Origin of the sequence: Roseibium sp., assembly GCF_965233565.1 — a bacterium.
Taxonomy (GTDB): domain Bacteria; phylum Pseudomonadota; class Alphaproteobacteria; order Rhizobiales; family Stappiaceae; genus Roseibium.
In genome coordinates this window covers 2,408,656-2,435,383 of sequence record NZ_OZ247494.1, presented here as the reverse complement: position 1 = coordinate 2,435,383, position 26,728 = coordinate 2,408,656, and the positions used below count along the sequence as shown (strand labels likewise).

Here is a 26,728-nt window from a genome sequence, read left to right as displayed (position 1 = left end):
AACCGAATGCGCCTCAGACCCAGAATGAAACCATCCTTCGACTTGCGGTCAGAGGCCGTTGAATGAGCCTGGATGCCGAAGATCTCAAAGCCATCGTCACCCGAGCCCTGGGACCTGAAGCTGCATGCTCCATGGAACTGGTTGCCACAATTGGCGGAGCGATCAATGACGTGTTCCGGATTCGCATCGGTTCTCGGGACTATGCGTTGCGGGTCCGTTTGCGGGAGAACCTGTTCGCTTACGAACACAACCTGATCAAGGAAACCCTGGCAGCGAATTTTCTCGCTTCTGAAAAGAAGGGCGGTATTTCGACCGACAACGAGACTGTCCTTGATCAGTGTCTCGGCGCGATTGGACAACCCGTTAAGAACTCTCGCTGCAGATTGTTGCCGCAGGTGTTCTTCCAGGATGGTTCCCGAGACCTTGTGCCTTTTCCCTGGCTGTTGCAGGAATGGGCGAGCGGGGAACTGGTTGCCAGCACAACAAGAGACCATTTTGAGAGCATCGGCAAAGCGCTCGCCGGATTGCATGCATCCGGCTTTCCACGCTTCAGGATCTCGTTCAACGATCCCTGGCGGGAGGGCGGCGACTGGCTGGATCAGATGTGCACGAAGTGCGAAACGATCGCTGCACGGCTCGGGCTGACCATCCCCTGGCAGGCTTTGCGGGAAGAGGCTTTGCCGCAGGTCATCGGCTTTTGCCTCAATCATAATGATCTGCAGCCGTTCAATATCATTGCGTCCAACGGCGAGATCCGGTTTATCGACTGGGACAATCTCCAGATCGGTCCGCCGGAATTCGACCTGGTGAAACTCAAGTACTGGACAGACTGTGGTGAAGACGGTTTGTTCCGGTCAAATCCGGAAAAATATCGCAGGTTCCTTGCTGGATATCAGCAGGTGGCTGGAAAGGGCATCCAGGACGGTGTCTTCAGGCTTTGTGAAACTGTCTGGCTGCTGCGTGTGATGAGTTTTGAAACGGCACGGATATCTGAGGGGCACCGACCGGCCGCCCCTTTTCGCGAACCGGACCATTATCGGAAGTGTTTGAAGACTTTGTTTGAAGGCAGAAATACATGACAGCAGCAATCGTGATACCGGCCCGCTACGGGTCGGGCCGGCTTCCGGGGAAACCTCTTCTGGAAATCCGCGGCATGAGCATGCTGGAACGCGTCTGGCGGATTGCGAAGGCCGTCGAAGGTTGCTCCCGCGTCGTGATCGCCACCGAAGACCAGCGTATTGTCGACCATGCCGCGTCCTTCGGCGCCGAGGCCGTTCTGACGCCGGAGAGTTGCCGGAATGGCACCGAGCGGACCTATGCCGCGCTGGCGGCGGCGGACATACAGGAAGAGGCGATCATCAACTTTCAGGGTGATGCGTTGCTGACACCGCCCTGGGTGCTGGAGGCCATGGTCGAAGAATTTGACAGCGCCGACCGGTTCGACATTGTCACGCCCGCCGTCCGGCTGGATGACAAGGCCCTGGCAGCCTTCATGGACCACAAGAAGGACAACCCGTCGAGCGGCACCACCGTTGTTTTCGATGGCAAGAAAAACGCGCTCTATTTCTCCAAACAGGTCATTCCTTACCTTCGGAAAAAAGACGCCGCATCGGTTCACCGGCACATCGGGCTTTACGGCTACACGCGGAGCGGGCTGAAGACCTATGTCGGCCTGCAGGAATCGCTGCTGGAACGCACAGAAGGCCTGGAACAGTTGCGCGCCCTGGAAAACGGGTTGGTGGTGAGGGTTACCCTTGTTGACTATCGCGGCCGTACGCATGCCTCAGTCGACAACAAGGGCGATATTGAACTCACCGAACAGATTATCGACCGGGAAGGGGAGCTCGTCGGCGCATGAGGATTTTTCTTGTCCGGCACGGCAATACCTTTGGCCCCGGTGACAAGGTCGTGTGGGTTGGAGCTCGCACGGATCTGGACCTGACACCTGAAGGGCGCGCGCAGGCCAAAGCCGTTGGCAAAGCACTGAAGTTCCTGGGCGCTGCACCCGGCGCGCTCTATTTCGGTCCCCTGAAGCGCACCGTGCAGTCAGCTGAAGAGATCAATGCCCTGTTCGATCTTTCGCCAGATCGGTGCCACGTCTGCGAGGAACTTCGGGAAATCGATTACGGCACCTGGGAAGGGCGGTCCAACGACGACATCCGGGCAGACCACGGCAGCGAAGCTATTGACGGTTGGCAGAAGCGAAACGTCTGGCCTGACGGGTTCAACTGGTCACCTTCACTCGACCGGATCAAGGTCAACTGGGCCGGACTGATTGGCAGGGTCATTGCCGGCCGCGCGGACGGAGATGCGGTGATCGTGTCGAGCAATGGCATCTTCAAACTGGTCGCGGAAGAGCTTGGAATTCCAAAGGAAAATGCAAAAATGGCAACCGGTTCCATTTCGGTACTCAACGTGCCGGAAAGCGGCGAGATCAGCGTCGAAACCTGGAGCCAGCGCCCGGGCCAGATCCTGCCAGACTAACGGCCGAACAGCAGTCGTGTTCGCATGTTGCCGAGTGCGCTGGTCCGATTTCCTTGCGTAATGGTGGTCATTGAGCTATCCCCATAGGTGGGCCACCCCTCCCCAACGAGGGGCTACTATCTGCGAGGGTAGACAGATATGACTGAGCTTACCGCAAAGCCGGACGTGCGTCCGGCCAATCCCAATTTTTCGTCCGGTCCCTGTTCCAAACGCCCCGGCTGGTCCCTTGATCAGCTTTCTGGTGCACCTTTAGGCCGGTCCCACCGCGCCAAGCCGGGCAAGGCCAAACTGGCCGAGGCGATCGATCTGACCCGCAAGGTCCTTCAGGTGCCGGAAACCTACCGGATCGGCATTGTGCCGGCCTCCGACACCGGTGCTGTGGAAATGGCGCTCTGGTCCCTTCTGGGCGCGCGCGGCGTTGACATGCTGGCCTGGGAAAGCTTCGGCTCCGGCTGGGTGACGGACGTGATCAAGCAGCTCAAGCTCGACGATGCGCGGGTTCTTGACGCACCTTATGGCGAATTGCCGGATCTTGCCGCCGTCGACTTCTCCAGAGATGTGGTTTTCACCTGGAACGGCACGACGTCCGGTGTGCGTGTGCCGAATGGCGACTGGATCCCGGTTGATCGTGAAGGCCTGACCATCTGCGATGCGACCTCTGCCGCGTTTGCCCAGGATCTTGATTTCGACAAGCTCGACGTGGTGACCTTCTCCTGGCAGAAAGTTCTGGGCGGAGAAGCGGCCCATGGTGTCCTGATCCTGAGCCCGCGCGCCGTCGAGCGCCTGGAAAGCTATACGCCGAGCTGGCCGCTGCCGAAGATTTTCCGCCTGACCAAGGGCGGCAAATTGATCGAAGGTGTGTTCCGCGGCGAGACCATCAACACGCCGTCCATGCTCTGCGTCGAGGATTATCTCGATGCCCTGAAATGGGCCGACGGACTTGGCGGTCTCGACGCTCTGCGCGGCCGCGCGGACGCAAATCTGAAGGTGCTGTCCGACTGGGTTGAACGAACCGACTGGGTGGATTTCCTGGCTGTCGACCCGAACACCATGTCGAACACGTCCGTTTGCCTGAAGGTCACGGATCCTGGTATCCGGACGCTGTCGGCCGACGATCAGGCGGCGTTTGCAAAAGGCATGGTCAGTGCCCTTGATGCCGAAGGCGTCGCCTATGACATCGGCGCCTATCGGGATGCGCCGTCCGGTCTTCGGATCTGGGCAGGGGCAACCATTGAAGCTTCGGATCTTGCAGCCCTGACGGCCTGGCTCGACTGGGCGTTCCAGAGCGAAAAAGCGAAACTGCCTCAGGCTGCCTGAGACACTTCCCCAAACAGGATTATTCTTCCGGGCGGCCTGCTGCCCGGAGCGTATTTCGTCAAAAGGGAGATGCTTTCATGGCACCCAAGGTACTGATTTCAGACAAGTTGTCGGATGCAGCCGTCCAGATCTTCAAGGATCGCGGCGTTGATGTGGATTTTCTGCCGGATGTCGGCAAGGACAAGGAAAAGCTGCTGGAAATCATCGGCCGGTATGATGGCCTGGCCATCCGCTCGGCCACCAAGGTCACCGAGAAGGTGATTGCGGCCGCCGACAATCTCAAGGTCATCGGCCGCGCCGGCATCGGGGTCGACAATGTCGATATCCCGAAGGCGACCGCACGTGGCATCATCGTGATGAACACGCCTTTCGGCAACGCTATCACGACGGCGGAACACGCAATCTCGATGATGATGGCGGCTGCACGGCAGATCCCGGCAGCTGATGCCTCGACCCAGGCCGGCAAATGGGAAAAATCCCGTTTCATGGGCCGGGAACTGACTGGCAAGACGCTGGGGCTGGTTGGCTGCGGCAACATCGGCTCCATCGTTGCCGACCGCGCCATCGGCCTCAGGATGAAGGTCATTGCCTATGACCCGTTCCTGACCCCGGAGCGGGCGGTGGCGCTCGGTGTCGAAAAGGTCGAGCTGGACGGGCTATTCAGCCGGTCTGACTTCATCACGCTGCACACGCCGCTGACCGACAAGACCCGCAACATCATCAATGCGGATTCGATTGCCAAGATGCGCAAGGGCGCCTACCTGATCAACTGCGCACGTGGCGGTCTTGCCGACGAAGCGGCCGTGCGGGCTGCCCTCGAGGAAGGCAAACTGGCCGGAGCGGCTTTCGATGTGTTCGTCGAGGAACCGGCGAAGGACAACGTGCTCTTCGGGGCGCCGAACTTCGTCTCGACCCCGCATCTCGGCGCCTCGACTGCGGAAGCCCAGGAAAATGTCGCGCTTCAGGTCGCCGAACAGATGTGTGACTACCTGCTCGACGGAGCGGTCCGCAATGCGCTCAACATGCCGTCGATCACCGCAGAAGAAGCGCCCAAGCTGGCGCCATTCGTGCGCCTTGCCGAACAGCTTGGATCCTTTGCAGGTCAGTTGACCGAAACAGGCATTGAAGGGGTCCGCCTGGAATATGCCGGTGCCGTTGCCGAAATGAATGTCCAGGCCCTGACGGCTGCTGCGCTCACCGGTCTGCTGACACCCTTGCTGCAAACCGTGAACATGGTCTCCGCACCGATCCTTGCGAAGGAACGGGGCATGAAGATCGAGGAGATCCGGCGGGAGAAACAGGGCGCCTATGAAACCTATATTCGCCTGACAGTGATCACGGAACGCCAGGAACGGTCCGTTGCCGGAACGGTCTTTGCCGACGGCAAGCCGCGCATCATCCAGGTGAAGGGCATCAACATGGAGGCCGAACTCGGGTCTCACATGCTCTATATCACCAATGAGGACAAACCCGGCTTCATCGGTCATCTGGGCATGGAACTCGGCAATAACGGCGTCAACATCGCCACCTTCCACCTCGGGCGGTTGGCGCCGGGCGATGACGCGATCTGTCTGGTAGAAGTGGATGGGGCCGTTTCGCAGGAGATCATGACACGCTTGGAGTCGGTTTCTCATGTCAAGCAGGTGAAGGCCCTGACGTTCTAGGGTCATGAAACTTCCCGGCGGTGGCTCTCTGCCGCCGGGTCTTGCTCAAGCCGTTTCCGTTTCTTTCGGCTTGAAAAAACGGCCGTCGAGCACAACCAGACCCGCCAGCAACACACCGAACCCGGCAAGCTGCAGCGGACTGAGATTTTCGCCGAGAATCAGCCAGCCGAAAAAGAGCGCGCTTGCCGGCACCAGCAGCGTGACCAGCGACGCATTGGTGGCGCCGGCATCGCTGAGGAGCTGGAAGTAGATCAGATAGGCAAGCGCGGTAGCCAGGATCCCGAGCGCGATCACGTTGCTCCAGGCGACCAGGCTGGTGTCAAAGGGAGACCAGTCGGATGCCGTAAAGAGGGCAACAGGCAGCATGATCAGACTTGAGCCAAGGAGCTGCCCCGTGGCGGCGACCTGGGTCGGCAGAGATCTGAAGCGCTTGGCAAAAGTTGCGGCACAGGCATAGGAAATCGCTGCGCCCAGGCAGCAGAGCTGGGCCCAGAGCGGGTCCGTCGCCAGCCCGGAAAGACTGCTCGACAGCATGACGGCAACGCCGGCCACACCAAGTATTACGCCGGCAATCTTGTGCATGCCCAGGCTTTCCTGGCGAACAAGCAGGCCCGCAACAACAACGGTGAAAATCGGAGTGGTGGCGTTCAGGATGGAAGCCAGGCCTGCGCCGATGACGGTCTGGCCGAGAAAAAGAAGCGAGAAGGGGACTGCGTTGTTCAGCAGACCCATGAGCAGGAACGGTCCGGTCAGGCGCCACTCAAGACGATCCAGCAGTCCCTGATGCCAGAGAACGATCATCAGTGTCGTGCAGGCAATGAAAACCCGCAGAAAAACCAGCACGAAGGGCGGGATCTCGGCAACGGCGACCTTGGCAAACAGAAATGCCCCGCCCCAGATGGCACCAAGAACAACAAGCAGGATCCAGTTTCGCAGCGACATTGATTTTCTCGTTGAATGCGGGAACGATGGTATCGCCTATCATGGGGCCGCCCCGCCTGACACCCGAAAACCGAGCAGCCGCACACCACAAGAAGAAGACACATGGCACAGACCACATCACCTGTTGCGCAGCGTTCGCTGACGGGGCGCATTTCGCCGCTGCTGGCCGGCGCAGCCTGTCTGCTTGGCGCCAACGGTCTTGCCATGACCATGATTGCCGTCCGTGCCCGCGCAGAAGGCTTGCCCGATTCCAGTATCGGCCTGCTCGGCTCACTCTATTTCGCCGGACTGATTTTCGGTGTTCTGCTGACACCGTTTCTGATCGCCCGGGCTGGCCATATCCGGGTTTTCGCAGCGCTGGCTTCCGTCAGCGCGATCTCCATTCTGGCGATCGCCTTTCTGCCGACCGGATGGCTCTGGATGGGCGCGCGGCTCGTCAGCGGCGCCGCCTTTTGCGGCACGGCGATGGTGCTGGAGAGCTGGCTCAACGCGATTGCATCCAACGCGTCCCGCGGCCGCATTCTCTCCGTTTACCGGATTGTCGACATGTCCGCCGTGATGGGAGGACAGTTTCTGCTGCCGGTCTTCGGAGCGACCGGCACCGACATCCTGATCGTGCTTGCCATCCTCTACTGTCTTGCGCTTGTGCCGATCTCGCTTGCAAGTGAGGGGAACCCGCCGGCACCGCCGGCAAGGCTGGTCAATCCCCTGATGCTCTGGCGCGTGTCGCCGGTCGCCATTGTCGGCATCTTCACCATCGGGCTGACAAACGGGGCATTCCGCATGGTGGGGCCAGTCTATGCCGAATCCATCGGCCTGGATCTGGAAACGGTTGCCGCCTTCATTGCCTTCTGGGTCCTGGCAGGAGCGCTTTTTCAGTACCCGGCGGGGTGGATGTCGGATCGGGTCGACCGGCGTCTGGTTCTGATTGCCTTCACGGTTGCGGCAGGGCTGTCTTGTCTGCTGATCGCACAGGCCATCAGTGAAACCACGCTGTTTTTGGGCGTTTTCCTGTTCGGCGGGTTTGCTCTGCCGCTTTATTCCCTGTCGGCAGCCCATGCCAATGATCATGCAGCTCCCGGGCAATTCGTCGATGTCGCGGCCGGACTGACCCTGTCCTTCGGCTGTGGGGCCATGATCGGGCCGTTTATTGCGTCTCTGCTGATGGGGGCCTTCGGACCGGCCGCATTCTTCATCTATACGGCCAGCCTGCATCTGGCCCTCGTCCTGTTCATTGCGCTGCGCATGTCGCGCCGGGGCGCCGTGCCGGCCAGTCAGCGCCGCCGCTTTGTCTGGCTCCTGCGCACCTCGCCGATGATCTTCAGGCTCGCCGGTGGAGACCGGTCAGAGGATGGCCAGGATTTGACTGAAGGTTCCAAGGAAAATTCTGATAAATCAACCGATTAGAACCTGTGCCCGGCCTGGGGTCACTGCAGGTTTCAGCAGGCATCCGGAAAATCCCTTCCGGCAGGTGTAATAAATCGACGCAGAGACTCGCCTGCGGGTGGAAACCTGTCTATAGTCCGCGCCGTTTGCCCCGGTCCGGTTGCCGGGGCTTGTCGTGTTGGCACCCGGAGTTATGCCGGGGTGCAAAAGTTGCTGCAGGAGAGCAAAGTCTAGATGGCGAATGTGGTTGTTGTCGGTTCGCAGTGGGGTGACGAAGGCAAAGGCAAGATTGTCGACTGGTTGTCGGAACAAGCCGATGTCATCGTAAGGTTCCAGGGCGGACACAATGCCGGCCATACGCTTGTGATTGACGGCATCAGCTACAAGCTGTCGCTCCTGCCGTCAGGTGTGGCCCGTCAAGGCAAGCTCTCCGTAATCGGCAATGGTGTGGTGCTGGACCCGCATGCGCTTGCCGAAGAAGTCGAGCGCCTCGGAGGCCAGGGGGTTGTGGTCACGCCGGAAACACTTCGGGTTGCTGAAAACGCCACACTGATCCTGTCCCTGCACCGCGAACTGGATGCACTGCGTGAAAACTCCAACACCGGAACACGCATCGGCACCACAAAACGCGGCATCGGCCCGGCTTACGAAGACAAGGTCGGTCGTCGTGCCATCCGTCTGATGGATCTGAAGAACCTGACCACCCTGCCGGCCAAGATCGACCGGCTGCTGACCCACCACAACGCCCTGCGGCGTGGACTTGGCCAGGAAGAGATTTCGGCTCAGGCAATCTACGACGAACTGGCAAGCGTTGCTGACAAGGTCCTGCCTTACATGGACAAGGTCTGGTATCTGCTCGACGATCTGCGCCGCCAGGGCAAACGGATCCTGTTTGAAGGCGCACAGGGCGCGCTTCTGGACATCGACCACGGCACCTATCCGTTCGTGACCTCTTCCAACACGGTAGCCGGACAGGCCGCCACGGGCTGCGGCCTTGGGCCGGGGTCCGTCGATTATGTCCTGGGCATCACCAAGGCGTACACTACACGTGTCGGCGAAGGTCCGTTTCCCACGGAACAGGAGAATGAGGTCGGTGAGTTCCTCGGCACGCGTGGCCATGAATTCGGAACGGTCACCGGGCGCCGCCGCCGCTGCGGCTGGTTCGATGCGGTGCTGGTGCGCCAGACGGTCTGCACCTCCGGCATCAATGGTATTGCCTTGACGAAACTCGACGTTCTGGATGGCCTTGACGAGATCAAGATCTGTGTCGGCTATGAGCTCGACGGAGAAAAAATCGACTATCTGCCGGCCTCCCAGGGCGCGCAGGAGCGGGTCAAGCCGATCTACGAGAGCCTGCCGGGCTGGAAAGAATCGACGGAAGGTGCGCGCACCTGGGCGGAACTGCCGGCGCAGGCGATCAAATATGTGCGCCATGTCGAAGAACTGATCGGCGCACCGGTTGCCCTCCTGTCGACCAGCCCGGAACGGGACGACACAATTCTTGTGCAGAATCCCTTCCAGGATTGAGATATTTGTCTTTTAAAGGCCAATATTAAGAAATACGGCTGTGCGTCGCGAATCACTGCGGCGCACATCCGCCATCGGCGGACCGCTTGAGGTTCGCCTGACCATGTTTGTAGGAAGGAGTGCTGTAAGGACGATTGCCGGTGCAAACGCCCCGAAGAATTCGCACCGTTAATCCAAAACTTGATATAAGCCTGAGACCGAATGGACTTCTCAGGCCTTGGACCAGTTCCTTACAGTCGGCCGGTAGGCAGGAAGATGGCTGATTACTATTCAATTCTGAAGAAAACGATCGCGTCTTTGCCTGAAAACAATGGTGCTGCGCGCCGAAGTGTCTACAGCCGCGCACGCAATGCCATTGTCAACCAGCTGAAAGCCTACGAACCTCCCCTCGCGCCGTCCGAAATCACCGCAGAGCAGTTGCGTTTGGAAGAAGCCATCCGCAAGGTTGAGGCGGAAGCTGCGCGCGAAAGCCTCGGTCTGGGGGCCCCGCCTGTAAAGGCGACCCCACCAGCGGAGACACCTCAGCCTACTGCACCAGCCGTTGAACCTCCCGCGGCCGTCGAGGAGCCGTCCTCCGAGCCGCAGGCCGACAATACTGTGCCGCAGCCGGCCGAAGAGCCTGTTGCTGCGCCTGTCGAACCGGAGACACCGTCTCCGCTGAAGGAAACACTGGCCGAAGCCGAGACGCTCGGCGCGGCTGCCAGCCAGGCAACACAAAGCGCTCGGGACGTTGTTGCGCCTCAGGACGACAATCGGACGACGGACACGGCACCAGTTCGTCAGGAACCCGCATTCGAAAGCCAGCCGCAGCCGGATGAGGGCCTGTTTGAGCCGGCGCAGCAAGCAGACGTCACCCCGGACCCAAAGCCGGAGCCAGGGGCAGACAAGGCCGCAGAAAAACCAGCCGCAAAAGCCGGTCGCGGCCGGCGTGCCCGTCCAAGCGCCTCGGATGCGCTGAAGAGCGGCTCGTCGGGTGGCAAGATCGTGCCGATCGCAGCAGCGCTCGTGCTGGTGGTGATCCTGGCCGGTGTCGGGGCCTATTTCCTGCTGCCCACGGACAACCAGACGCCTGACAGCACATCGGTGCTGCAGCCTTCAGATACGCAGACGGCGACGGCACCGGAACCTACACCGGCCGCTCCGGAGCCTGCTGTACCTGCTGAAACGCCTGCCTCCGATTCGTCCAAGAATACGGACCGGCTGCTGGATGACGGCAACGGTGATGTGGTTGCGCCCGATGCCCGTACCGTGACGACGACCCTCATCACACCGGATTCCACGCCTGTCGCGCCGGATCAGCCTGCGATTGCAAGCACTCCCGGAGAGGAGCCGGCGCCCGTAGCTGAACCGTCCGTACCGGCCATTGCAGAACAACCGGCCCTTGCCGCGCCTGGCGACAGTATTGCGGCGATCTCACCGGAGGAAACGACCCCGCCGGCAACTTCGGAAGGTGGTGCGCAACGGTCCATCCTCTATGAAGAAGGGGAAGATTCCGGCGGTGCCGGAACGGCTGCCCAGGGCGCAGTCGTCTGGACGCTGGACGAAGAGACCAATCTCGACGGTCAGTCGCAGGCCGTGCTCAGCGCGGAGATTGAAATCCCTGAACGGGATATCAAGGTCGACATTCGCATCAAGCCGAATGACGACACGTCGCTGCCGGCCAGCCATCTGGTCGAGATCAAATACGAGTTTCCGGAAAGCTTTGCTGCTGGTGACGTGGTCAACGTGCCCGGTCTGGTCATGAAGCCGACCGAGGAAGCCCGTGGCGACGCCTTGATCGGCGCGTCGGTCAAAGTGTCTCCGGGCTTTTTCTGGATCGCCCTGTCCAGTCTGCCGAACGAACAGCAACGCAATCTCGCGCTCCTGCGCGAGCGTGGCTGGATCGACATTCCGATGCTGTATGAAAACGGCAAGCGCGGGATTCTCACCCTTGAAAAAGGGTCGGCTGGCGCGGATGTCGTGGAAAAGGCGATTGCCGCCTGGCAAGCCGGCTAGGAACGAGCGACCTCCCATAAATTTGAAAAGCCGCACCCCTGCGGCTTGCCTTTTTGCGTGATTGCGGGCATGGTCCGCCCTGGTCCGAGGGGTGTTCCGTTTGACGGAACTGAGATGGCGTCAGCCGAACCCTTAGAACCTGATCCGGGTCATGCCGGCGAAGGGACGGAATCCTTAGCCTTATCCCGGATCTCCAATGTCATTTTCGGCCAAGTCCGAAGACGGGAGATCCTATGCGTTCGTGTCAGCCAAGGCGGCCCATGCCGTCCTGTCATCTGCCGGTTCCTGCTGTCACACCTGTTATCGGGTGCGGCCGACAGGAGCATGTGCGATGAAACCTGTCCTGGCATCGGTGGCCAAGACCGTCCTCGGGCTCGGGGTGACGGTTGCGCTCTGGGCGATGATCGTCACCGTTTTCGACACACCGCACTACATCCTTCCCGGTCCCGAGCGTGTGTTTGCCGCATTTGCAAAGAACGCACCGTTTCTGATGCATCACGCGGGCATCACCGCCTTTGAGACCGTGCTCGGATTTGTGGTCGGGGCTGCAGCCGGGGCGCTGCTCTCGGTTTTCCTGTGGCTGTTCCCGCTGGCCGCCCGTTTCGCCATGCCGCCCATCCTCGTGACGCAGGCCCTGCCGGTCTTCGCCATCGCACCGATTCTGGCGTTGTGGTTGGGCTTCGGCCTTGAATCCAAGATTGTCGTTGTCGTGCTGGTGATCTTTTTCACGGTGACATCGACGTTCTTCGATGGTTTGCAGCGGCTTGACCCGGGACTTGGAGATCTGGCCCGGCTCTACCGGCTGCCGCGGCTGCGTGAATTGTGGCTGTTCCGGCTGCCGTCGGGATTGCCGGCCTTCGCGTCCGGTCTCAGGGTCGCCGCCGTCTTCGCCCCGATGGGCGCCATCATCGGCGAATGGGCCGGGGCCAAGGGCGGTCTGGCCTTCATCATGCTTCAAAGCAGCAATCGCATGCAGGCGGACATGATGTTCGCCGCTTTGATCCTGCTCGCGGCGATGGTGCTCATCATGCGCTTTATCGTCAATCGTTTCACCCAGTTTCTAGTGCCTTGGCAACCCGTTACCTGACGGCTGCCCAATTGGAGGACCCCATGAAAAAACAACTCCTGTCCCTTGCTTTCGCCGCCGGCCTGCTGGCCGCTCAACCGGCGCAGGCAGCCGACAAGCTGACGCTCTTGCTGGACTGGTTCATCAATCCGGATCATGCCCCGCTGGTCACGGCGCAAACCAAGGGGTTCTTCGCAGCCGAAGGCCTGGAAGTGGAAATCATCGAGCCGGCTGATCCGGCCATGCCGCCCAAGCTTGTGGCGGCCGGACGCGGCGACATCGCCGTGTCCTACCAGCCGACTCTGCATGCGCAGATCGAGGAAGAACTGCCGCTGAAATGGATCGGCACGCTGGTGGAAACGCCGCTCAACTCGCTGATTGTCCTGAAGGACGGGCCGATCAAGGAGCTGAAGGACCTGAAGGGCAAGACCATCGGATTTTCGGTCTCCGGGTTTGAAGACGCCATGCTTGGCCAGATGCTGCGCTCGGTCGATCTGTCCATCGATGATGTTGAGCTGGTCAACGTGAACTTCGCCCTGTCGGGGTCTCTTCTGTCCGGACAGGTGGATGCGGTCATCGGCGCCTATCGCAACTTCGAGCTGACCCAGATCGAAATCGAAGGCAAGGAAGGCAAGGCGTTCTTTCCTGAAGAAAACGGTGTTCCGATCTTTGATGAGCTGATTTATGTGGTCAACAAGGACAAGACGGACGATCCCCGTTTCGAAAGGTTCCTGGCTGCAGTCGAAGCCGCAACAATCTATCTGACCAATCATCCGGACGAAGCCTGGAACGCGTTCATCGAAGCTTATCCGCATCTCAATGACGAGCTCAACAAGCGCGCCTGGGCCGACACGCTGCCGCGTTTTGCCAAGCGCCCGGCTGCGCTGGATGAGGGCCGTTACCAGCGGTTTGCAGAGTTCATGGCCGAAGCAGGCCTGATCAGCAAGGTTCCGCCGGTGGAAAGCTACGCGATCGAAATCCGCTGATTTAGCGGCGGCGCCGCCTATTGGGCGGCGCTGCTCGCACCTGGAGCAAGATCGGAAACCGCAATCGTCGCTTCAAACCGATCGTAGAAGACGGCTAGCTCCGGCGCGCGGGAACGGGCGGTTTCAAGCGTTTGTCTTGCCAGCACCGTGTTGTTTTCTCTGAGCGCCCGGAGCAATTGCAGGTGCGCCGCTTCCAGTTCCTGGAAACGAGAAGTTGATCTGAAGGTCTCGTCGCCCACCAGGGCAAAGAGCTTGATCGGTTCGCTCTTGCCTTTGAGCGGAATTTCCCCGGCTTCCAGGTAGGCGAGCCCGGGGGCGGCGTCCCTTGTCTCTTGTGAGACCAGAAGTTCCGCGCCAACGGCCTTACAGCTCGATTCAATCCGTGAGGCGACATTCACTGCGTCGCCGATGACCGAATAATTGAACCGTCGCGCCGAGCCCATATTGCCGACACAGGCCTCTCCGCTGTTGAGACCGATGCCGATCTGCACGCTCTGCGCTTTCAGACCGCGGGCCTTGAAGCCGAAGGCATCTTCGCCATTGAGCCGGTCGACGACCCTTAACATGGCAAGACCGGCCCGGCAGGCCTTCTCGGCATGGTCCGGTACGGGAAGGGGCGCATTCCAGAAGGCCATGATGCTGTCGCCGATATATTTGTCGATGGTTCCCCCTTCTGCCTGAATGGCATCGGACAGGGGGGACAGCAGCGTGTTCAGGAAACTGACCAGTTCTTCCGGTGTCAGTTGCTCGGATATGGGGGTGAAGCCGCGAATATCCATGAACAGGATGGTCATGGGCCGGATTTCACCACCGAGGGCGAGCTGTTCCGGCGCCTTTTCAAGCTGGGTGACCAGATCCGGTGACAGGTACTGGCTGAAGGCCTGACGAACAAAGCGTTTCTCGCGTTCCGTCAGGAAGTAGAGCAGGGCGGTCGAGGCCGCAAAGACAAGGATTGTGGTCACGCTCGGATAGATCGGGTCGATCAGGAGCCCGTCCTGAAAGAACAGATAGACCGATCCGCCTATGAGGCCGCTGATGATCAGGCTTCCCAGGATGGCTGTGCCAATGCTGCCAATCGCGGGCAGTGCCAGGATCAGGATGGCCCCGGCGGCAAAGGTGGCTATGACTTCTGCGCCGTCCGCCCAGTCCGGGCGGGAGAGGAATTGACCGAAAATGATCTGTTCGACTGCCTGGGCATGGATCGATACGCCCGGCACCTGCTCTCCAAGCGGTGTCGCCCTGATGTCGCGCAGACCGACGGCCGATGTGCCGACAAAAACAATCTGCCCTTCAAGAAACGGCACCAGTTCGGCGGCTTTGCCGGGGTCGAAGAGGTGGTGTGCGGACACATACCGTTCCGGGTGTTTCTGGTCCGAGTTGAAATAGAGCCAGAGCTCGCCTGCCGATGTGGTCGGCGGCCGGAAAGCACCGATCTTGAGAGCGTTGACGGCTGGTTCGCCCGTATCGGCCTCACCACTTGCACCAGTGGCGCGAATAACCAGGCCGCGCTCGCCCTGCGCCACGCGCAAGGCCTCCGTGACGAGACTTGGATAGAGTTCGGAACCGTCACTGATGATCAGGGGCACGCGCCGGACGATCCCTTCCTTGTCATCGTTTGAAACGGAGAACGAGCCGATACCGCTGGCGTTAGCGCGCAACAGGTCCAGATTGGGGACCACGTTGTTGAAAGGATCGAGAAAGTCTGCCGGATTCTCGCCAGCATAGGACGTACCCGCCAGCTTCAACGGGCTACCTTGCGTTTCATCTGGTGTCACCGCAAACCCCAGAACGACAGGGGCTTCTGCAATCGCGGCAGCAAAGGTTTGGTCGTGGTCGGGAAGCGCGGCAAGAGCCGCGCGCAAGGCTGGATCGCTGTCTGCGGGAAGCGCTGCCGTCAGTTGTTTGGGAGATGTCCGGTCCGGTTCGGAAAACACCATGTCGAAAACAATGACGGCTGCTCCCAGATCCGTCAGCGTGTGCACCATCTCCGCCAGTCTTGTGCGGGGCCACGGCCATTGGCCGATTTCGGCAATGGAGACCTCGTTGATATCGACGATACGGACCGGGGCAGGTTCATAAGGGCGTGGTTTCAGGCGCTGGTAATAGTCGAAGGTGAGTTCACGCAGGGACGTCAGCACCTGGGGGTCGGCCAGACGCAGGCTTGTCATGCAGCCAAGCACGAGACAGGCTGTTGCGGCGACCAGAAGGCGCCTTGAAAAAAGTGTTTTGATAATCCGGTGCATGACCCCATCCGGCATCGGTCCGACCCGGCAAGCCTAGGATCTGGATCAGGAGACAGCAAGCACGGCGTAGGAGTGGGCAAAAGAAAAGCGCCGGGGCCGAAGCTCCAGCGCTTTTGCGGTGACCTGATTGTTCCGGACGTCAGGTCGCCGGTTGCTGGTCCATGGTGCGGGCGCTGTTGCGCACGGCCTTCTGGACTTTTTCAAAGGCTCGAACTTCGATCTGGCGCACGCGCTCGCGGCTGACACCGAACTCGCCCGAAAGGTCCTCCAGGGTCATCGGGTCTTCGGCGAGGCGCCGGGCCTCGAAGATGCGCCGTTCGCGATCATTGAGCACATCCATGGCCTCGCTCAGCATCTTGCGACGCATGTCGAGCTCTTCCTGGTTGGCGAGCAGCGTTTCCTGGCTGTCGCCTTCGTCAACAAGCCAGTCCTGCCATTCGCCGGCGTCCGCCTCAGCGCGCACAGGTGCGTTCAGGCTGGCGTCGCCACCCAGGCGGCGGTTCATGGAAATCACTTCTTCCTCGCTGACGCCCAGACGCGTCGCGATCTCCTTCACCTGATGCGGCTTCAGATCGCCCTCGTCCAGGGCCTGGATCTTGCCCTTGAGGCGGCGGAGGTTGAAGAACAGTCGTTTCTGGTTGGCCGTGGTGCCCATCTTGACCAGTGACCAGGAGCGCAGAATGTATTCCTGGATGGCCGCCTTGATCCACCACATGGCATAGGTTGCCAGGCGGAAACCCTTGTCGGGCTCGAAGCGTTTGACCGCCTGCATCAGGCCGACATTGCCCTCGGAGACGACTTCTCCGATCGGCAGGCCATAGCCGCGATAGCCCATGGCGATCTTGGCGACGAGACGCAAATGGGAATTGACCAGCCTTTCGGCAGCTTCAGGGTCCTCATGCTCCTTGTAGCGCTTGGCGAGCATGTACTCTTCCTGCGGCTGCAGCATGGGAAACTTGCGAATCTCGTCCAGGTAACGGCTAAGGCCGCCTTCCCCGGCTGTGAGCGTCGGTACGTTCTGGGCCATATGATGCACCCCCCTTTCGTCAAATTTGCGTCCTTTTCCCTCCCGCTGCCCCGCAGAACCACGCAAGCAAGCCATGTTGGAGGGAGGACGGACGCAGAACAGTGTCCATTCAGGCACACAAGAAATACTAATATAGGTTGGAATTGGCCGATTACATGGTCATAAATCGGAAACACATCCTAAAATTTTTGTAATCCCGACAAAAGTTTTGCGAAATCAGCCGGATAAGGGCTCTCAAAACGCAAAGTTTTACCGCTGAGCGGGTGTTCGAATGCCAGCAGTCCCGCGTGAAGCGCCTGTCTGGTGAAGCCCTGAATGAGGCCCTTGAGCGGGTCTTCCAGGCGGTTGGCCTTGGTCTTGAAGCCGGAGCCGTAATCGTCGTCGCCGATCAGCGGGTGACCGATATGGGCCATGTGCACGCGGATCTGGTGCGTGCGGCCGGTCTCCAGGCGGCATTCCATGAGGGAGGCAAGGGCAGGTTCGCCGGCGATGCCGAAACGCCCCTTGACCTGCCAGTGGGTAATGGCGTGACGGCCGCTGGTCTTGACCACTGCGATCTTCTGCCGATTGGCCTGCGAACGGGCGAGGTTCGCATTGATGGTGCCCTTCAGGCTCGAAGGTGCCCCCCAGACCAGCGCCGAATAGGCCCGTTCCAGTGGACCGGTCTTGCCATGGTCGGCAAACTGCGCCGCAAGTCCCTGATGGGCCTGGTCGGTTTTCGCTACCACCAGAAGGCCGGACGTGTCCTTGTCGATCCTGTGCACGATGCCGGGGCGCTTGACGCCGCCAATGCCGGAGAGACTGTCGCCGCAATGATGGATCAGCGCATTGACCAGGGTGCCGGTCCAGTTGCCGGCGCCCGGATGGACAACAAGACCGGCAGGCTTGTCGATCACGATCAGGTGCTCGTCCTCGAAGACGACGCTGAGCGGTATGTCCTCCCCCTTGGGGTCCGGGTCCTCCGGCTCAGGTAATGTGAGGGTCAGGGTATCACCTTCATTGACCCGGTATTTCGGCTCCACTATTTTCGCGCCGCCGACGGTGACGTCTCCGGACTTGATCAGAGACTGGATCCTATTGCGGCTCAAGGCGTCCACATGCGCCGCCAACACCGCATCCAGCCGCTTGCCGGTATCGGCTGCATCAACTGTCAAACTGAAATCCTGGTCCAGCCCGGCCGGATCTTCGAGGGAATTGTCTGTCATGTCTCAACCTGAAAATCGTGCTGGAGGGCCAAGTGAGGCGCCGCTTGATCCGGAAGCCGAACGCATTCAGGCGAAATTGAAACGCCTTCTGTTCGGTTCGACCCTTGTCATGGTTTTGGGTCTTGTCGCTGTCTTTGCAGCAATTCTCTACAAGATCAATAGTGACGATGGCGTTCCGGTCGATGCGCAATTTGCTGCCACAGTCGCTGTCGGGGCCGACGCAGAGGTTCTGCAGGCCAATCTGTCGGACGGCTTGCTGCTGGTTCTGGTGCGCGAAGGCACCAAGACCGCATTGCTGCGCTTTGATCCTGTCACCGGCAAGCAGCTGGGCCGCACCGATTTCGTGTCGCGGTAGGAGAACGGGATTCGTTCCGCGCACAAGGACTGTGAGAAATCGTGGGTCTTGTCAAAAAAATGAAAAATAGGGGTTGCGTCTTAGGCTGAGCAGCCGTATACGCACGGTCCTCGGCAAGAGGCTGATGCCTCCGAGTACCGCGCGCCCATCGTCTAGCGGTCTAGGACGCCGCCCTTTCACGGCGGAAACACGGGTTCGAGTCCCGTTGGGCGTGCCAACTTCTCCACAAGTTGCAAACAGATTTTGGACAGCCGGTGAACAGGTTGTCCACCGCCTTGGCGTTGTCGCTATTCAATCGCCATGAAAGAAGGCGGAAGGGGACGTCAGGCGGTTTCCTCGTGCGCCTGCAGGCCTGTCTCGATCAGCTTGACTTCAGCGTCTTCGGCAATTCTGGCAAAGCCCGGCGTGGGGCAGTGGTCGGTGACGAATGTGCTGACTTGTGACAGATGACCGACACGCACGGGCGCCGTGCGCTCGAATTTGGTGCTGTCGGCGGCCAGGATGACGTGACGGGCGTTGTCCATGATGGTCTTGGTGACCTTGACCTCCCGGTAGTCATAATCGAGCAAAGACCCGTCCGGGTCGATTGCAGAGGCGCCGATCACGGCAAAATCAACCTTGAACTGGCGCATGAAGTCCACGGCGGCCTCGCCGACGATGCCGCCATCCGCATGGCGCAGAACGCCGCCAGCGATGACGACTTCGATCTGGGAATAGCCGCGCATCAGGCTGGCAACGTTGATGTTGTTGGTGATGACCATCAGCCCGCGATGCTGCAGCAGTGCCTGGGCGACGGCTTCGGTCGTGGTGCCGATATTGATGAAGATCGACGCGTTGTCCGGAATGAGTGCTGCGACCTGCTCGCCAATATCCGCCTTTTCCCGGCTGGAAATGATACGGCGCGCTTCATAGCCGACATTTTCGATGCCGGAAGAGAGCAGGGCGCCGCCATGGGTCCTGGCGAGCAGACGCCGGTCGCAGAGTTCATTCAGATCCTTGCGGATCGTCTGCGGGCTGACGTCAAAACGCTTGGCAAGATCATCCACGCTGACCCGGCCAAGCTGACGGGCTAGTTCCAGAATTGCATTGTGACGTTCGATCAGCATTTAGGTCTGCACCATCAGGCAATTATCGGTCTCACCACCTGAACGCCCTGCACGGCAAGATCAAGCGACATCTTGTTTTTTCTGATTGGCCGTTTTGGCCTTGCGGGCCGACCCGGTGGCGCGTTTGGCCGAGGTCCCGGTTTCGGTGTCTGGGGCTGCGTCCGCCTTGGCCGTGTCTTCGCTGTTGTTGCGGCTGGACGCGACAATGCGGCTGACAAGGGCTTCTGCTGCAGACGCAATGTCCGCGGACTTGGCTGGCGAAGGGGACGGTGTCGGCGCTGGTTCAGCCGGGGCGGCGTTGACCACAGTGGCCTTTTTTGTCCGTTGGACCGGCTTGGAACGGCCGCCATTCACCTTGGCCTTCGGAGGCGCCGAACTTGCGGCAATGTCGGCAGCTTCGGTGTTGCCCGGATCCTGGGCCTTTTTCCTTTTCGTCGCAGTGCGTTTCACGACACGCTTGACGGAGACGGCCTCGGCCGCCGAAATCCTCTCGGACAGGGTACGGAAATCTTCCCGCAATTGCCGCAGTTCCGGCGCGGCCGAGAGGTCATCGCGCAGCTTGCGGTTCTGGCCGTCGAGCCTGTCGAGCTTGCGCTGTTTTGCATGTAAGTCAGTTTGCTGGGCCGAAATCTCGGCAGTCAGCTGCTTCAGCTGCGCCTCCAGTTGTTCGTCTGGCGCTGTATCGCTGACACCGGCGGTTTCCAGCATCAGCGACAGACGGGTAACCTCGGCCTGAGCCGTGACGTATTTGCTTTCGGTGTCGACCAGCTGGGCTTCAAGTTCGGCGAGGCGTGATTTGGTGCCGTGTTGCAAGGAAGCCTCGACTTCGCTGGCGACCGTTGGTTCGTACTTGGCGAGCTTGGATTTGAGTGTCGCGACCTCGGCCTCCAGGCCGGTAATGGTTGCGAGTGCCATCGTATCGGTGGCGGGCAGCCAGTCGTTGTCCGTATCCTGATCCTTGTCCTTGGAAGACGCTTCCTCGGAGGACGTGTCATCGGTCGACGCCCAGCTTTCTGCCAGAGCCTTTTCGGACTCCGCCAGTTTTTCCTTCAACGTCTTGATTTCGGCAGACAGCATGTCAACGGCATGGTGTTCGCTGTCTTGTGCCGTGAGTTTGGCTTCCAGTCCGGCAACCGCGTCCTGATGCGATTTCTGAAGCGCTTCAATCTCGGTGCGCAGGCGGGAGGCCTCAAGATGGAAACCGGCGGCTTTTTCGCGTTCCCGGTCAAGGCGCGTTTCCACGCGGGTGAGCTCGACGGCGTAGCGCGCGCGCTCCTGGTCCTGTGCAGCGCGAACCTCAGCGTAGCTGGCAGGGTTGACGGCCCTGAGGGCTTCTTCGGTGAGACGGGCTGCGCGGCGATAGAATGCGGGCAGGATTGCCAAGCCGATCAGGCTGGCGGTGCAAAACCCCAGTGCCACATACATCGCTGCTTCAATCAAGTCCGGCTCCCGTTCAGGTGCTAACTCCTGGCTTCATCATTAGACGAGTGCCGGGCGAACGCCAAGTCTCGTCATTTCTACAGGTTCGGCTGCTGCTTCGCCATCAAACCCTGCCCAAGCCTAGAACGGGTTCCAGGTCGGTTTGTCGGTGATCTTCAGATATCCCATGTTGATGCCGAGGCGCGCGCCGACGCCGGCCCTGACAGGAACCAGCACAACTTCGTTCTTCAAGAGGACCGTCATGCCCACGCCGCCGACGAGATAGGCGGACCCGTTGACCCCGGCGAACCGGTCGTAGATCGAGTTCACGGTCGGCAGATTATAGACAAGCATCATGACCCGGGCGCCGTCGGCACCGAAGTCCCAGCCGACTGAGGGCCCTTGCCAGAACACCTTGTGATTGCCGGCATTGCGCGTGTAGAGATGGCCTTCGCCGTAGCGCGCCCCGGCAATGAGGGCGCCGGATCCTTCTTCGCCCAGAATGTAGCCGTTTGGTTCGCCGTAACGGGAGAAGGCCTTCTCGACAACCGAGGCGAGGCCGCCGGAGACCGAGCCGAAGAACTGGTGACCGGTCTTCACGATCTCATCTTCGCCATAGGTAGCGTTTGGCGGAATGGGTTCGTTGCCCGAGGTCTGTGCTTGGGTCGGGCTGAATGGGATCAGCAGAAACAGAACGAGGTACGCAGCTGAAATCCAGGACGCGGCGCGCCATGATCCGAGTGCCATACAAATTCTCCCAATTACATGCCAGGCAGGCCGACTGTTGCCGTCCGGTCAAACCGCAATGTTAAACTGATGCATTATCATGCTGATTCGCATGCTTCCTTGCACCTCACATAAGCCGAATCGATGAAAAGCTGGCCTGAAAAAAAGACAAGGATGTGTCTTTCCGCTGTTTTGATCCTGCTTTTATGCGTTTTGGCGGGGAAAGGTCTTGCGCGGCCAAAGGTCTTTGTCCCCGATCCAATCACCGGATATGCGATTGGCGGACATGATCCGGTCAGCTTCTTTGTCGACGGACAGCCGCGCAAGGGCGAACGCGAGCATGCCTACCGATGGGGCGGCGCGGAGTGGATCTTTGTCAACGAAGGCAATATGGCCGCCTTTGCCCGTGATCCGGAGGCCTACGCGCCGATGTTCGCCGGGTGTGGCGGCTTTGCCCTGTCAGAAGGTTTCGCAACCGCCGGCAACCCCTTTATCTATGCGGTGGTCAACGGCCGGCTCGTGTTCTTTCACTCCGTGGTCAACCGGTTCCTGTTTGTCGTCAACGCGACCAGCCTCGTAAATGAAGCCCAGGACAACGCGGCGCGAGTCGGCTGCGTTCCCCTCCGCTAAAGCCTCGGACCGTGCCGGAAATCAATTCGTTCAGGTAATCCGGGCAACTTTCATCTGGATGACCCGGATTGCAGCGCCGCATTGCCTTGGCAGCGGCTTGGCGGATGTGTAAATCTCAGGCGGATTACTGCGAATCAGTTCCTGCCGAGATCTTCAACAAGAGCCAACATCGCCATGTCCGCACTTAAAGAGCTTTCTTCTCTTGATCTGGCCGCTCTGGTGGCCAGCCGCGTCTGCCACGACATCATCTCTCCGGTGGGGGCCATAACCAACGGCCTTGAGGTGCTTGACGAGGAAGGGTCTGAGGACATGCGCGAATTCGCCATGGACCTCATTCGCAAAAGCGCACGGCAGGCGTCAGCCAAGTTGCAGTTCGCGCGGCTCGCGTTTGGAGCTGCCGGATCCGCCGGTGCGGAAATCGACCTGGGGGATGCGCAGGTCGTGGCAACAGGGTTTATGGAAAACGAAAAATCCGATCTAAATTGGCAACTGACCCGGCATTTAATGCCGAAGAACTACGTCAAGCTACTGCTCAACCTGATCCTGATCGCTAACCAGTGCGTCCCGCGTGGCGGCGAAATCAAGGTTGAAATGGAAGGCGAGCCGCAGTCCCCGTCCTTTACGTTACACGCAAGCGGCCTGAACCCGCGCATTCCGCTTGGAATGAAGGAAACTCTTGGCGGAGAAGAGCCGGAACGCGTCGATGCGCATTCCGTACAGCCGATCTATACGCTGTTGCTTGCACGTGAAAGTGGCATGGTATTAACAATAGATAAACAAGAAGATCTGGTAAAAATTACAGCGCTTCCGACAGTGTAAATCGGCCTGCCAAAAGTCTCCGACCGCTTCAGCGTATCTTAACTGTTTGCCGTCAACCTAGCTCTCATGGACTTCTCGGTCCAGACATCCTTTTCGGGATGCGGAACCAGTAACAAGTCGGGTGAGAGCAGGCCATGGACGACCTCCTCAGGGAATTCATTACCGAGACGAACGAGAGTCTCGATGTTGTTGACGTTGAGCTCGTAAAATTCGAGCAAGAACCGAACAACGCTACTATTTTGGACAATATCTTCCGCCTGGTGCATACGATCAAAGGCACCTGCGGTTTCCTTGGCCTCCCCCGGCTTGAAGGCATAGCCCACGCTGCGGAAACGCTAATGGGCAAATTCCGCGACGGTGCGCCCGTCACGCAGGAAGCTGTGTCCCTTATTCTGATTTCGATCGACCAGATCAAGGAAATCCTGAACGAGCTGGAAGCTGCCGAAGGCGAAGAGCCGGAAGGTGATGACAGCGAGCTGATCGGTAAGCTGGAAGAAATGTCCGCAAAGGCCGATGCGGCCATGGCGGGCGGCGGTGCCGAAGAGGAAGCTCCGGCTGAAGAGGCTGCTGCCGAAGCGCCGGCCGAAGCCGAAGAAGATATTTCAGTTCCCGATCAGACCCTTGAACGGCCGCTGCGCCCGGGCGAAGTCTCGCTCGACGAGCTGGAGCGTGCCTTCCAGGAAACCGAAATCGAGGTAGAGGTCGCCGAAGCCGACCCGGTCGAGGTGGAAGAAGCCCACGACGAGGTCGAGGAGCCGGAAGCCGAGCCGACGCCCGCACCAGCGCCCGCGGCAGCCGCACCAAAGGCCGAAGCGAAGGCCGAGGCCAAGGATCCGGAGAAGAAAAAGGCCGGCGGTGTTTCCAACCAAAGCATTCGCGTTGCCGTCGACACGCTCGAACACCTGATGACGATGGTGTCCGAACTCGTGCTGACCCGGAACCAGCTTCTGGAAATCGTGCGCCGGCACGAAGACAGCGAATTCAAGGTTCCGCTGCAACGTCTGTCGAACGTGACGGCCGAGCTGCAGGAAGGCGTCATGGCGACGCGCATGCAGCCGATCGGCAATGCCTGGCAGAAGCTGCCGCGCATCGTTCGTGACCTCAGCCAGGAACTGGCCAAGCCGATCGATCTGGAAATGATCGGCGCGGATACCGAACTGGACCGCCAGGTCCTGGAAATGATCAAGGATCCGCTGACCCACATGGTCCGCAATTCCGCCGATCATGGCCTGGAGCGCCCGGAAGACCGTCGCGCCGCCGGCAAGCCGGAAAAAGGCACGATCACGCTTGCTGCCTATCATGAAGGCGGCCATATCATCATCGAAGTCCGCGACGATGGTAAGGGCATCGACGTTGACCGCGTGAAGGCGAAGGTCCTGGAGCGTGGCCTGGCGAGCGAAGCCGAAATCGAGAAGATGACGGATTCCCAGATCCATAAGTTCATCTTCGCGGCCGGTTTCTCCACAGCGGCCGAAGTCACCAGCGTATCCGGCCGCGGCGTCGGCATGGATGTTGTGCGCAACAACATCGAGCTGATTGGCGGCACGGTCGATCTGCGTTCGCAGACCGGCAAGGGCTCCAGCTTCATCATCAAGATCCCGCTGACGCTGGCAATCGTGTCGACTCTTATTGTCGAGGCGAGCGGTGACCGTTTCGCGATCCCGCAGCTGTCGGTTGTCGAACTGGTCCGTGTTCAGACCAATTCCGAACACCGCATCGAGCGGATCAAGGACACTCCGGTGCTGCGCTTGCGCAACAAGCTGCTGCCGCTCGTGCACCTGTCCCAGCTTCTCGGCATCTATGAAGGCGAGGACGTTGAGCAGGCCATTGATGCAGACAACGGTTTCATCGTCGTCATGCAGGTCGGCAGCCAGACCTTCGGCGTCGTTGTCGACGGGGTCTTCCATACGGAGGAAATCGTGGTCAAGCCGATGTCCACGATGCTGCGTGCGCTCGACATGTTCTCCGGCAACACAATCCTGGGCGACGGCTCGGTGATCATGATCATCGATCCGAATGGTATCGCAAGCGCCATGGCAAGCCATGCGTCCAGCGCGGTGGCGGAGAACCAGGAAGACGAACAAGAGGACCTGCAGCGCAAGGCCATGACCGGTCAGAACGCCATTTCGCTCCTGCTGTTCCGTGCAGGTGCACCGGAACCGAAGGCCGTCCCGCTGTCGCTGGTCACGCGCCTGGAGGAATTCGAGGTCTCGAAGATCGAGCGCTCCAACGGCCGCGACCTGGTCCAGTATCGCGGTGCCCTGATGCCGCTGGTCTATGTCAACGAAGGCGATTGCCACAAGACGGAAGGCACACAGCCGATGCTGGTCTTCTCCGACGCCGGCCGCTCCATGGGTCTTGTGGTCGACGAGATCGTCGACATTGTCGAAGACCGCATGAACATCGAAGTCGGTTCGGAACGTCCAGGCATTCTTGGCTCCGCTGTCGTCAAGGAACGTGCAACGGAAATCATCGATCTCGGCTACTACCTGCCGCAGGCCTTTGAAGACTGGTTCATGCGCAAGGAAATGGATATCGAGGCCCTGACGAAGAAGGTTCTCTTCGTCGACGACTCGGCGTTCTTCCGCAACATGCTGACCCCGGTCCTGAAAGCAGCCGGTTACGACGTGACCACCTGTATCGGTCCGCAGCAGGCCTTCGAACTGCTTGAAAACGGCGACAAGTTCCATGCGATCGTCAGCGACATCGAAATGCCGGAGATCAACGGTTTCGAGTTCTGTGAATCGCTGCGCCGTGATCCACGGTTCCGCAACATTCCGATGCTGGCCTTGTCATCCCTGGTGACGCCGGCCTCCATCGAACGCGGCCGCCAGGCAGGTTTTGACGACTATGTCGCCAAATTCGACCGGCCCGGCCTGATCGCCGCCCTGAAAGACGTCTTCTCCGGTGAAATGGGAGCTGCAGCATGAGTGTGCTGGAACACAAACTTCCTGACGATCAAAAAACCGCAAGCGACATGATCCAGTATGTGACGGTCGTGATTGGTGGGCAGCTGTTCGGTTTGCCGATCTCCCAGGTCCATGACGTGTTTGTGCCCGAGAGCGTGACACGCGTGCCGATGTCGGCACCGGAAGTGGCCGGAGTGCTCAACTTGCGTGGCCGGATCGTTACCGCGATCAACATGCGCCGGCGTCTGCACTTGCCTCCGCTGGAGGAAGGGCAGATGATGGCAGTCGGCATCGAGTACAAGCAGGAAAGCTACGGCCTGGTGATTGACACCGTCGGCGAAGTTCTGACCCTGCCATCCGCCTCGGCAGAGCCCAATCCGTCGAACCTTGATCGACGTTGGGCCGAAATTTCCGGCGGAGTGCACCGACTGGACGGCCAGCTGATGGTCATTCTCGATGTGGACCGACTGCTTGGCGCGATGTTCACTGAACCAATGGCTGCAGCATAAGTAGGCCGAGAACGGCCGCCTAAGTGGAGTTACACCTTATGAAACAGTGCCTTGTAGTCGATGACTCCAGTGTCATCCGTAAGGTCGCCCGCCGCATCCTGGAGGACATGAACTTCGAGATCACCGAAGCCGAAGATGGCCAGCAGGCGCTTGACGAATGTCGCAAGACCATGCCGGACGCCATTCTTCTGGACTGGAACATGCCAGTCATGGATGGTCTTGAGTTTTTGACCAGCCTTCGGGCGGAAGAGGGTGGAGAAAACCCGATCGTCGTCTTCTGCACGACGGAAAACGATGTTGCTCACATCGCGCGTGCCATTCGCGCGGGAGCCAATGAATACATAATGAAGCCGTTCGACCGTGAAATCGTCGAAGCGAAGTTTCAGGAAGTCGGTCTCATCTAGTCTCGAGTT

23 protein-coding genes, 1 tRNA gene and 1 riboswitch are annotated in these 26,728 nt (G+C 59.8%); of the genes, 17 read left to right on the top strand and 7 right to left on the bottom strand.

Annotation, left to right across the window (positions count from 1 at the left end; all coding sequences use genetic code 11):
• Positions 1-62: 62 nt before the first annotated feature.
• The 5 genes from ACO6TG_RS11120 (at position 63) to serA (ending at position 5,465) form a co-directional block, all read left to right on the top strand.
• Complete coding sequence (locus ACO6TG_RS11120; RefSeq protein ID WP_422378235.1) at positions 63-1,079, top strand: phosphotransferase family protein; 1,017 nt, start codon at positions 63-65, stop codon at positions 1,077-1,079.
• Entirely contained in the window at positions 1,076-1,858 is a 783-nt protein-coding gene (locus tag ACO6TG_RS11115; protein ID WP_422378234.1) for a 3-deoxy-manno-octulosonate cytidylyltransferase, read from the top strand. The genes ACO6TG_RS11120 and ACO6TG_RS11115 overlap by 4 nt, the downstream gene beginning before the upstream one ends.
• The gene (locus tag ACO6TG_RS11110; protein WP_422378233.1) at positions 1,855-2,484 is read left to right on the top strand and encodes a histidine phosphatase family protein; all 630 of its coding nucleotides are present in this window, start codon (positions 1,855-1,857) and stop codon (positions 2,482-2,484) included. The genes ACO6TG_RS11115 and ACO6TG_RS11110 overlap by 4 nt, the downstream gene beginning before the upstream one ends.
• Before the next feature lie 138 nt (positions 2,485-2,622).
• Positions 2,623-3,801, top strand: coding sequence for a phosphoserine transaminase (locus ACO6TG_RS11105; RefSeq protein ID WP_422378232.1), 1,179 nt, complete (start codon positions 2,623-2,625; stop codon positions 3,799-3,801).
• A gap of 77 nt (positions 3,802-3,878) precedes the next feature.
• Positions 3,879-5,465 carry a phosphoglycerate dehydrogenase gene (serA, locus tag ACO6TG_RS11100; RefSeq protein ID WP_422378231.1) on the top strand — a complete coding sequence of 529 codons (1,587 nt, stop codon included), beginning with the start codon at positions 3,879-3,881 and terminating at the stop codon, positions 5,463-5,465.
• A gap of 45 nt (positions 5,466-5,510) precedes the next feature.
• On the opposite strand, the gene ACO6TG_RS11095 is transcribed toward serA, so the two are convergent.
• A complete protein-coding gene (locus ACO6TG_RS11095) occupies positions 5,511-6,407 on the bottom strand; it encodes a DMT family transporter (RefSeq protein ID WP_422378230.1) in 897 nt (298 codons plus the stop codon).
• 102 nt (positions 6,408-6,509) lie between these two features.
• On the opposite strand from ACO6TG_RS11095, the gene ACO6TG_RS11090 reads away from it, so the two are divergent.
• From ACO6TG_RS11090 to ACO6TG_RS11070, 5 genes are all read left to right on the top strand, one after another.
• On the top strand, positions 6,510-7,814 hold the full coding sequence (locus ACO6TG_RS11090; RefSeq protein ID WP_422378229.1) for an MFS transporter: 1,305 nt from the start codon (positions 6,510-6,512) through the stop codon (positions 7,812-7,814).
• 213 nt (positions 7,815-8,027) lie between these two features.
• Positions 8,028-9,320: an adenylosuccinate synthase gene (locus ACO6TG_RS11085; protein ID WP_422378228.1), complete on the top strand. Its 1,293-nt coding sequence runs from the start codon at positions 8,028-8,030 to the stop codon at positions 9,318-9,320.
• 255 nt (positions 9,321-9,575) lie between these two features.
• Positions 9,576-11,315, top strand: a complete 1,740-nt coding sequence (locus tag ACO6TG_RS11080; RefSeq protein WP_422378227.1) for a hypothetical protein — start codon at positions 9,576-9,578, stop codon at positions 11,313-11,315.
• 77 nt (positions 11,316-11,392) lie between these two features.
• Positions 11,393-11,498, top strand: a riboswitch (TPP riboswitch).
• 148 nt (positions 11,499-11,646) lie between these two features.
• Positions 11,647-12,402: an ABC transporter permease gene (locus ACO6TG_RS11075; RefSeq protein WP_422378226.1), complete on the top strand. Its 756-nt coding sequence runs from the start codon at positions 11,647-11,649 to the stop codon at positions 12,400-12,402.
• A gap of 23 nt (positions 12,403-12,425) precedes the next feature.
• Complete coding sequence (locus ACO6TG_RS11070; protein ID WP_422378225.1) at positions 12,426-13,367, top strand: ABC transporter substrate-binding protein; 942 nt, start codon at positions 12,426-12,428, stop codon at positions 13,365-13,367.
• A 17-nt stretch (positions 13,368-13,384) separates the two neighbouring features.
• Here the strand turns inward: ACO6TG_RS11070 and ACO6TG_RS11065 are convergent, their stop codons facing one another.
• The 3 genes from ACO6TG_RS11065 to ACO6TG_RS11055 form a co-directional block, all read right to left on the bottom strand.
• Positions 13,385-15,610, bottom strand: coding sequence for a CHASE2 domain-containing protein (locus ACO6TG_RS11065; RefSeq protein ID WP_422378224.1), 2,226 nt, complete (start codon positions 15,608-15,610; stop codon positions 13,385-13,387).
• A 139-nt stretch (positions 15,611-15,749) separates the two neighbouring features.
• Positions 15,750-16,637, bottom strand: a complete 888-nt coding sequence (rpoH, locus tag ACO6TG_RS11060; RefSeq protein WP_094072435.1) for an RNA polymerase sigma factor RpoH — start codon at positions 16,635-16,637, stop codon at positions 15,750-15,752.
• Positions 16,638-16,816: 179 nt separating this feature from the next.
• Positions 16,817-17,842, bottom strand: a complete 1,026-nt coding sequence (locus ACO6TG_RS11055) for an RluA family pseudouridine synthase (protein WP_422378223.1) — start codon at positions 17,840-17,842, stop codon at positions 16,817-16,819.
• On the opposite strand from ACO6TG_RS11055, the gene ACO6TG_RS11050 reads away from it, so the two are divergent.
• Positions 17,841-18,197, top strand: a complete 357-nt coding sequence (locus ACO6TG_RS11050; RefSeq protein ID WP_094072433.1) for a hypothetical protein — start codon at positions 17,841-17,843, stop codon at positions 18,195-18,197. The genes ACO6TG_RS11055 and ACO6TG_RS11050 overlap by 2 nt on opposite strands.
• Before the next feature lie 141 nt (positions 18,198-18,338).
• Positions 18,339-18,414: transfer RNA gene (locus ACO6TG_RS11045), tRNA-Glu, on the top strand.
• Between the two features lie 106 nt (positions 18,415-18,520).
• Here the strand turns inward: ACO6TG_RS11045 and ACO6TG_RS11040 are convergent.
• The 3 genes from ACO6TG_RS11040 to ACO6TG_RS11030 form a co-directional block, all read right to left on the bottom strand.
• Positions 18,521-19,303, bottom strand: coding sequence for a DeoR/GlpR family DNA-binding transcription regulator (locus tag ACO6TG_RS11040; protein WP_094072432.1), 783 nt, complete (start codon positions 19,301-19,303; stop codon positions 18,521-18,523).
• Positions 19,304-19,363: 60 nt separating this feature from the next.
• Complete coding sequence (locus ACO6TG_RS11035) at positions 19,364-20,743, bottom strand: hypothetical protein (RefSeq protein WP_422378222.1); 1,380 nt, start codon at positions 20,741-20,743, stop codon at positions 19,364-19,366.
• 120 nt (positions 20,744-20,863) lie between these two features.
• The gene (locus ACO6TG_RS11030; protein ID WP_422378221.1) at positions 20,864-21,469 is read right to left on the bottom strand and encodes a DUF1134 domain-containing protein; all 606 of its coding nucleotides are present in this window, start codon (positions 21,467-21,469) and stop codon (positions 20,864-20,866) included.
• 153 nt (positions 21,470-21,622) lie between these two features.
• Here ACO6TG_RS11030 and ACO6TG_RS11025 point away from each other — a divergent pair, with 153 nt between their 5' ends.
• The 5 genes from ACO6TG_RS11025 to ACO6TG_RS11005 all read left to right on the top strand — a co-directional run bounded on the left by ACO6TG_RS11025 (position 21,623) and on the right by ACO6TG_RS11005 (position 26,719).
• Positions 21,623-22,078, top strand: a complete 456-nt coding sequence (locus ACO6TG_RS11025; protein WP_422378220.1) for a YHS domain-containing (seleno)protein — start codon at positions 21,623-21,625, stop codon at positions 22,076-22,078.
• 174 nt (positions 22,079-22,252) lie between these two features.
• On the top strand, positions 22,253-22,897 hold the full coding sequence (gene chpT / locus ACO6TG_RS11020) for a histidine phosphotransferase ChpT (protein WP_094072429.1): 645 nt from the start codon (positions 22,253-22,255) through the stop codon (positions 22,895-22,897).
• A 134-nt stretch (positions 22,898-23,031) separates the two neighbouring features.
• Complete coding sequence (locus ACO6TG_RS11015; protein WP_422378219.1) at positions 23,032-25,827, top strand: hybrid sensor histidine kinase/response regulator; 2,796 nt, start codon at positions 23,032-23,034, stop codon at positions 25,825-25,827.
• Complete coding sequence (locus ACO6TG_RS11010; RefSeq protein WP_422378218.1) at positions 25,824-26,315, top strand: chemotaxis protein CheW; 492 nt, start codon at positions 25,824-25,826, stop codon at positions 26,313-26,315. Before ACO6TG_RS11015 ends, ACO6TG_RS11010 begins: the two co-directional genes overlap by 4 nt.
• Before the next feature lie 38 nt (positions 26,316-26,353).
• Positions 26,354-26,719, top strand: coding sequence for a response regulator (locus ACO6TG_RS11005; protein WP_006932059.1), 366 nt, complete (start codon positions 26,354-26,356; stop codon positions 26,717-26,719).
• Positions 26,720-26,728: the final 9 nt, after the last annotated feature.

What these genes read in the sequence shown, in the direction of transcription:
- ACO6TG_RS11120 (WP_422378235.1), top strand. Translation starts at nt 63, where the DNA reads ATGAGCCTGGATGCCGAAGATCTCAAAGCCATCGTCACCCGAGCCCTG.
- ACO6TG_RS11115 (WP_422378234.1), top strand. Translation starts at nt 1,076, where the DNA reads ATGACAGCAGCAATCGTGATACCGGCCCGCTACGGGTCGGGCCGGCTT.
- ACO6TG_RS11110 (WP_422378233.1), top strand. Translation starts at nt 1,855, where the DNA reads ATGAGGATTTTTCTTGTCCGGCACGGCAATACCTTTGGCCCCGGTGAC.
- ACO6TG_RS11105 (WP_422378232.1), top strand. Translation starts at nt 2,623, where the DNA reads ATGACTGAGCTTACCGCAAAGCCGGACGTGCGTCCGGCCAATCCCAAT.
- serA (WP_422378231.1), top strand. Translation starts at nt 3,879, where the DNA reads ATGGCACCCAAGGTACTGATTTCAGACAAGTTGTCGGATGCAGCCGTC.
- ACO6TG_RS11095 (WP_422378230.1), bottom strand. Translation starts at nt 6,407, where the DNA reads ATGTCGCTGCGAAACTGGATCCTGCTTGTTGTTCTTGGTGCCATCTGG.
- ACO6TG_RS11090 (WP_422378229.1), top strand. Translation starts at nt 6,510, where the DNA reads ATGGCACAGACCACATCACCTGTTGCGCAGCGTTCGCTGACGGGGCGC.
- ACO6TG_RS11085 (WP_422378228.1), top strand. Translation starts at nt 8,028, where the DNA reads ATGGCGAATGTGGTTGTTGTCGGTTCGCAGTGGGGTGACGAAGGCAAA.
- ACO6TG_RS11080 (WP_422378227.1), top strand. Translation starts at nt 9,576, where the DNA reads ATGGCTGATTACTATTCAATTCTGAAGAAAACGATCGCGTCTTTGCCT.
- ACO6TG_RS11075 (WP_422378226.1), top strand. Translation starts at nt 11,647, where the DNA reads ATGAAACCTGTCCTGGCATCGGTGGCCAAGACCGTCCTCGGGCTCGGG.
- ACO6TG_RS11070 (WP_422378225.1), top strand. Translation starts at nt 12,426, where the DNA reads ATGAAAAAACAACTCCTGTCCCTTGCTTTCGCCGCCGGCCTGCTGGCC.
- ACO6TG_RS11065 (WP_422378224.1), bottom strand. Translation starts at nt 15,610, where the DNA reads ATGCACCGGATTATCAAAACACTTTTTTCAAGGCGCCTTCTGGTCGCC.
- rpoH (WP_094072435.1), bottom strand. Translation starts at nt 16,637, where the DNA reads ATGGCCCAGAACGTACCGACGCTCACAGCCGGGGAAGGCGGCCTTAGC.
- ACO6TG_RS11050 (WP_094072433.1), top strand. Translation starts at nt 17,841, where the DNA reads ATGTCTCAACCTGAAAATCGTGCTGGAGGGCCAAGTGAGGCGCCGCTT.
- ACO6TG_RS11055 (WP_422378223.1), bottom strand. Translation starts at nt 17,842, where the DNA reads ATGACAGACAATTCCCTCGAAGATCCGGCCGGGCTGGACCAGGATTTC.
- ACO6TG_RS11040 (WP_094072432.1), bottom strand. Translation starts at nt 19,303, where the DNA reads ATGCTGATCGAACGTCACAATGCAATTCTGGAACTAGCCCGTCAGCTT.
- ACO6TG_RS11030 (WP_422378221.1), bottom strand. Translation starts at nt 21,469, where the DNA reads ATGGCACTCGGATCATGGCGCGCCGCGTCCTGGATTTCAGCTGCGTAC.
- ACO6TG_RS11025 (WP_422378220.1), top strand. Translation starts at nt 21,623, where the DNA reads ATGTGTCTTTCCGCTGTTTTGATCCTGCTTTTATGCGTTTTGGCGGGG.
- chpT (WP_094072429.1), top strand. Translation starts at nt 22,253, where the DNA reads ATGTCCGCACTTAAAGAGCTTTCTTCTCTTGATCTGGCCGCTCTGGTG.
- ACO6TG_RS11015 (WP_422378219.1), top strand. Translation starts at nt 23,032, where the DNA reads ATGGACGACCTCCTCAGGGAATTCATTACCGAGACGAACGAGAGTCTC.
- ACO6TG_RS11010 (WP_422378218.1), top strand. Translation starts at nt 25,824, where the DNA reads ATGAGTGTGCTGGAACACAAACTTCCTGACGATCAAAAAACCGCAAGC.
- ACO6TG_RS11005 (WP_006932059.1), top strand. Translation starts at nt 26,354, where the DNA reads ATGAAACAGTGCCTTGTAGTCGATGACTCCAGTGTCATCCGTAAGGTC.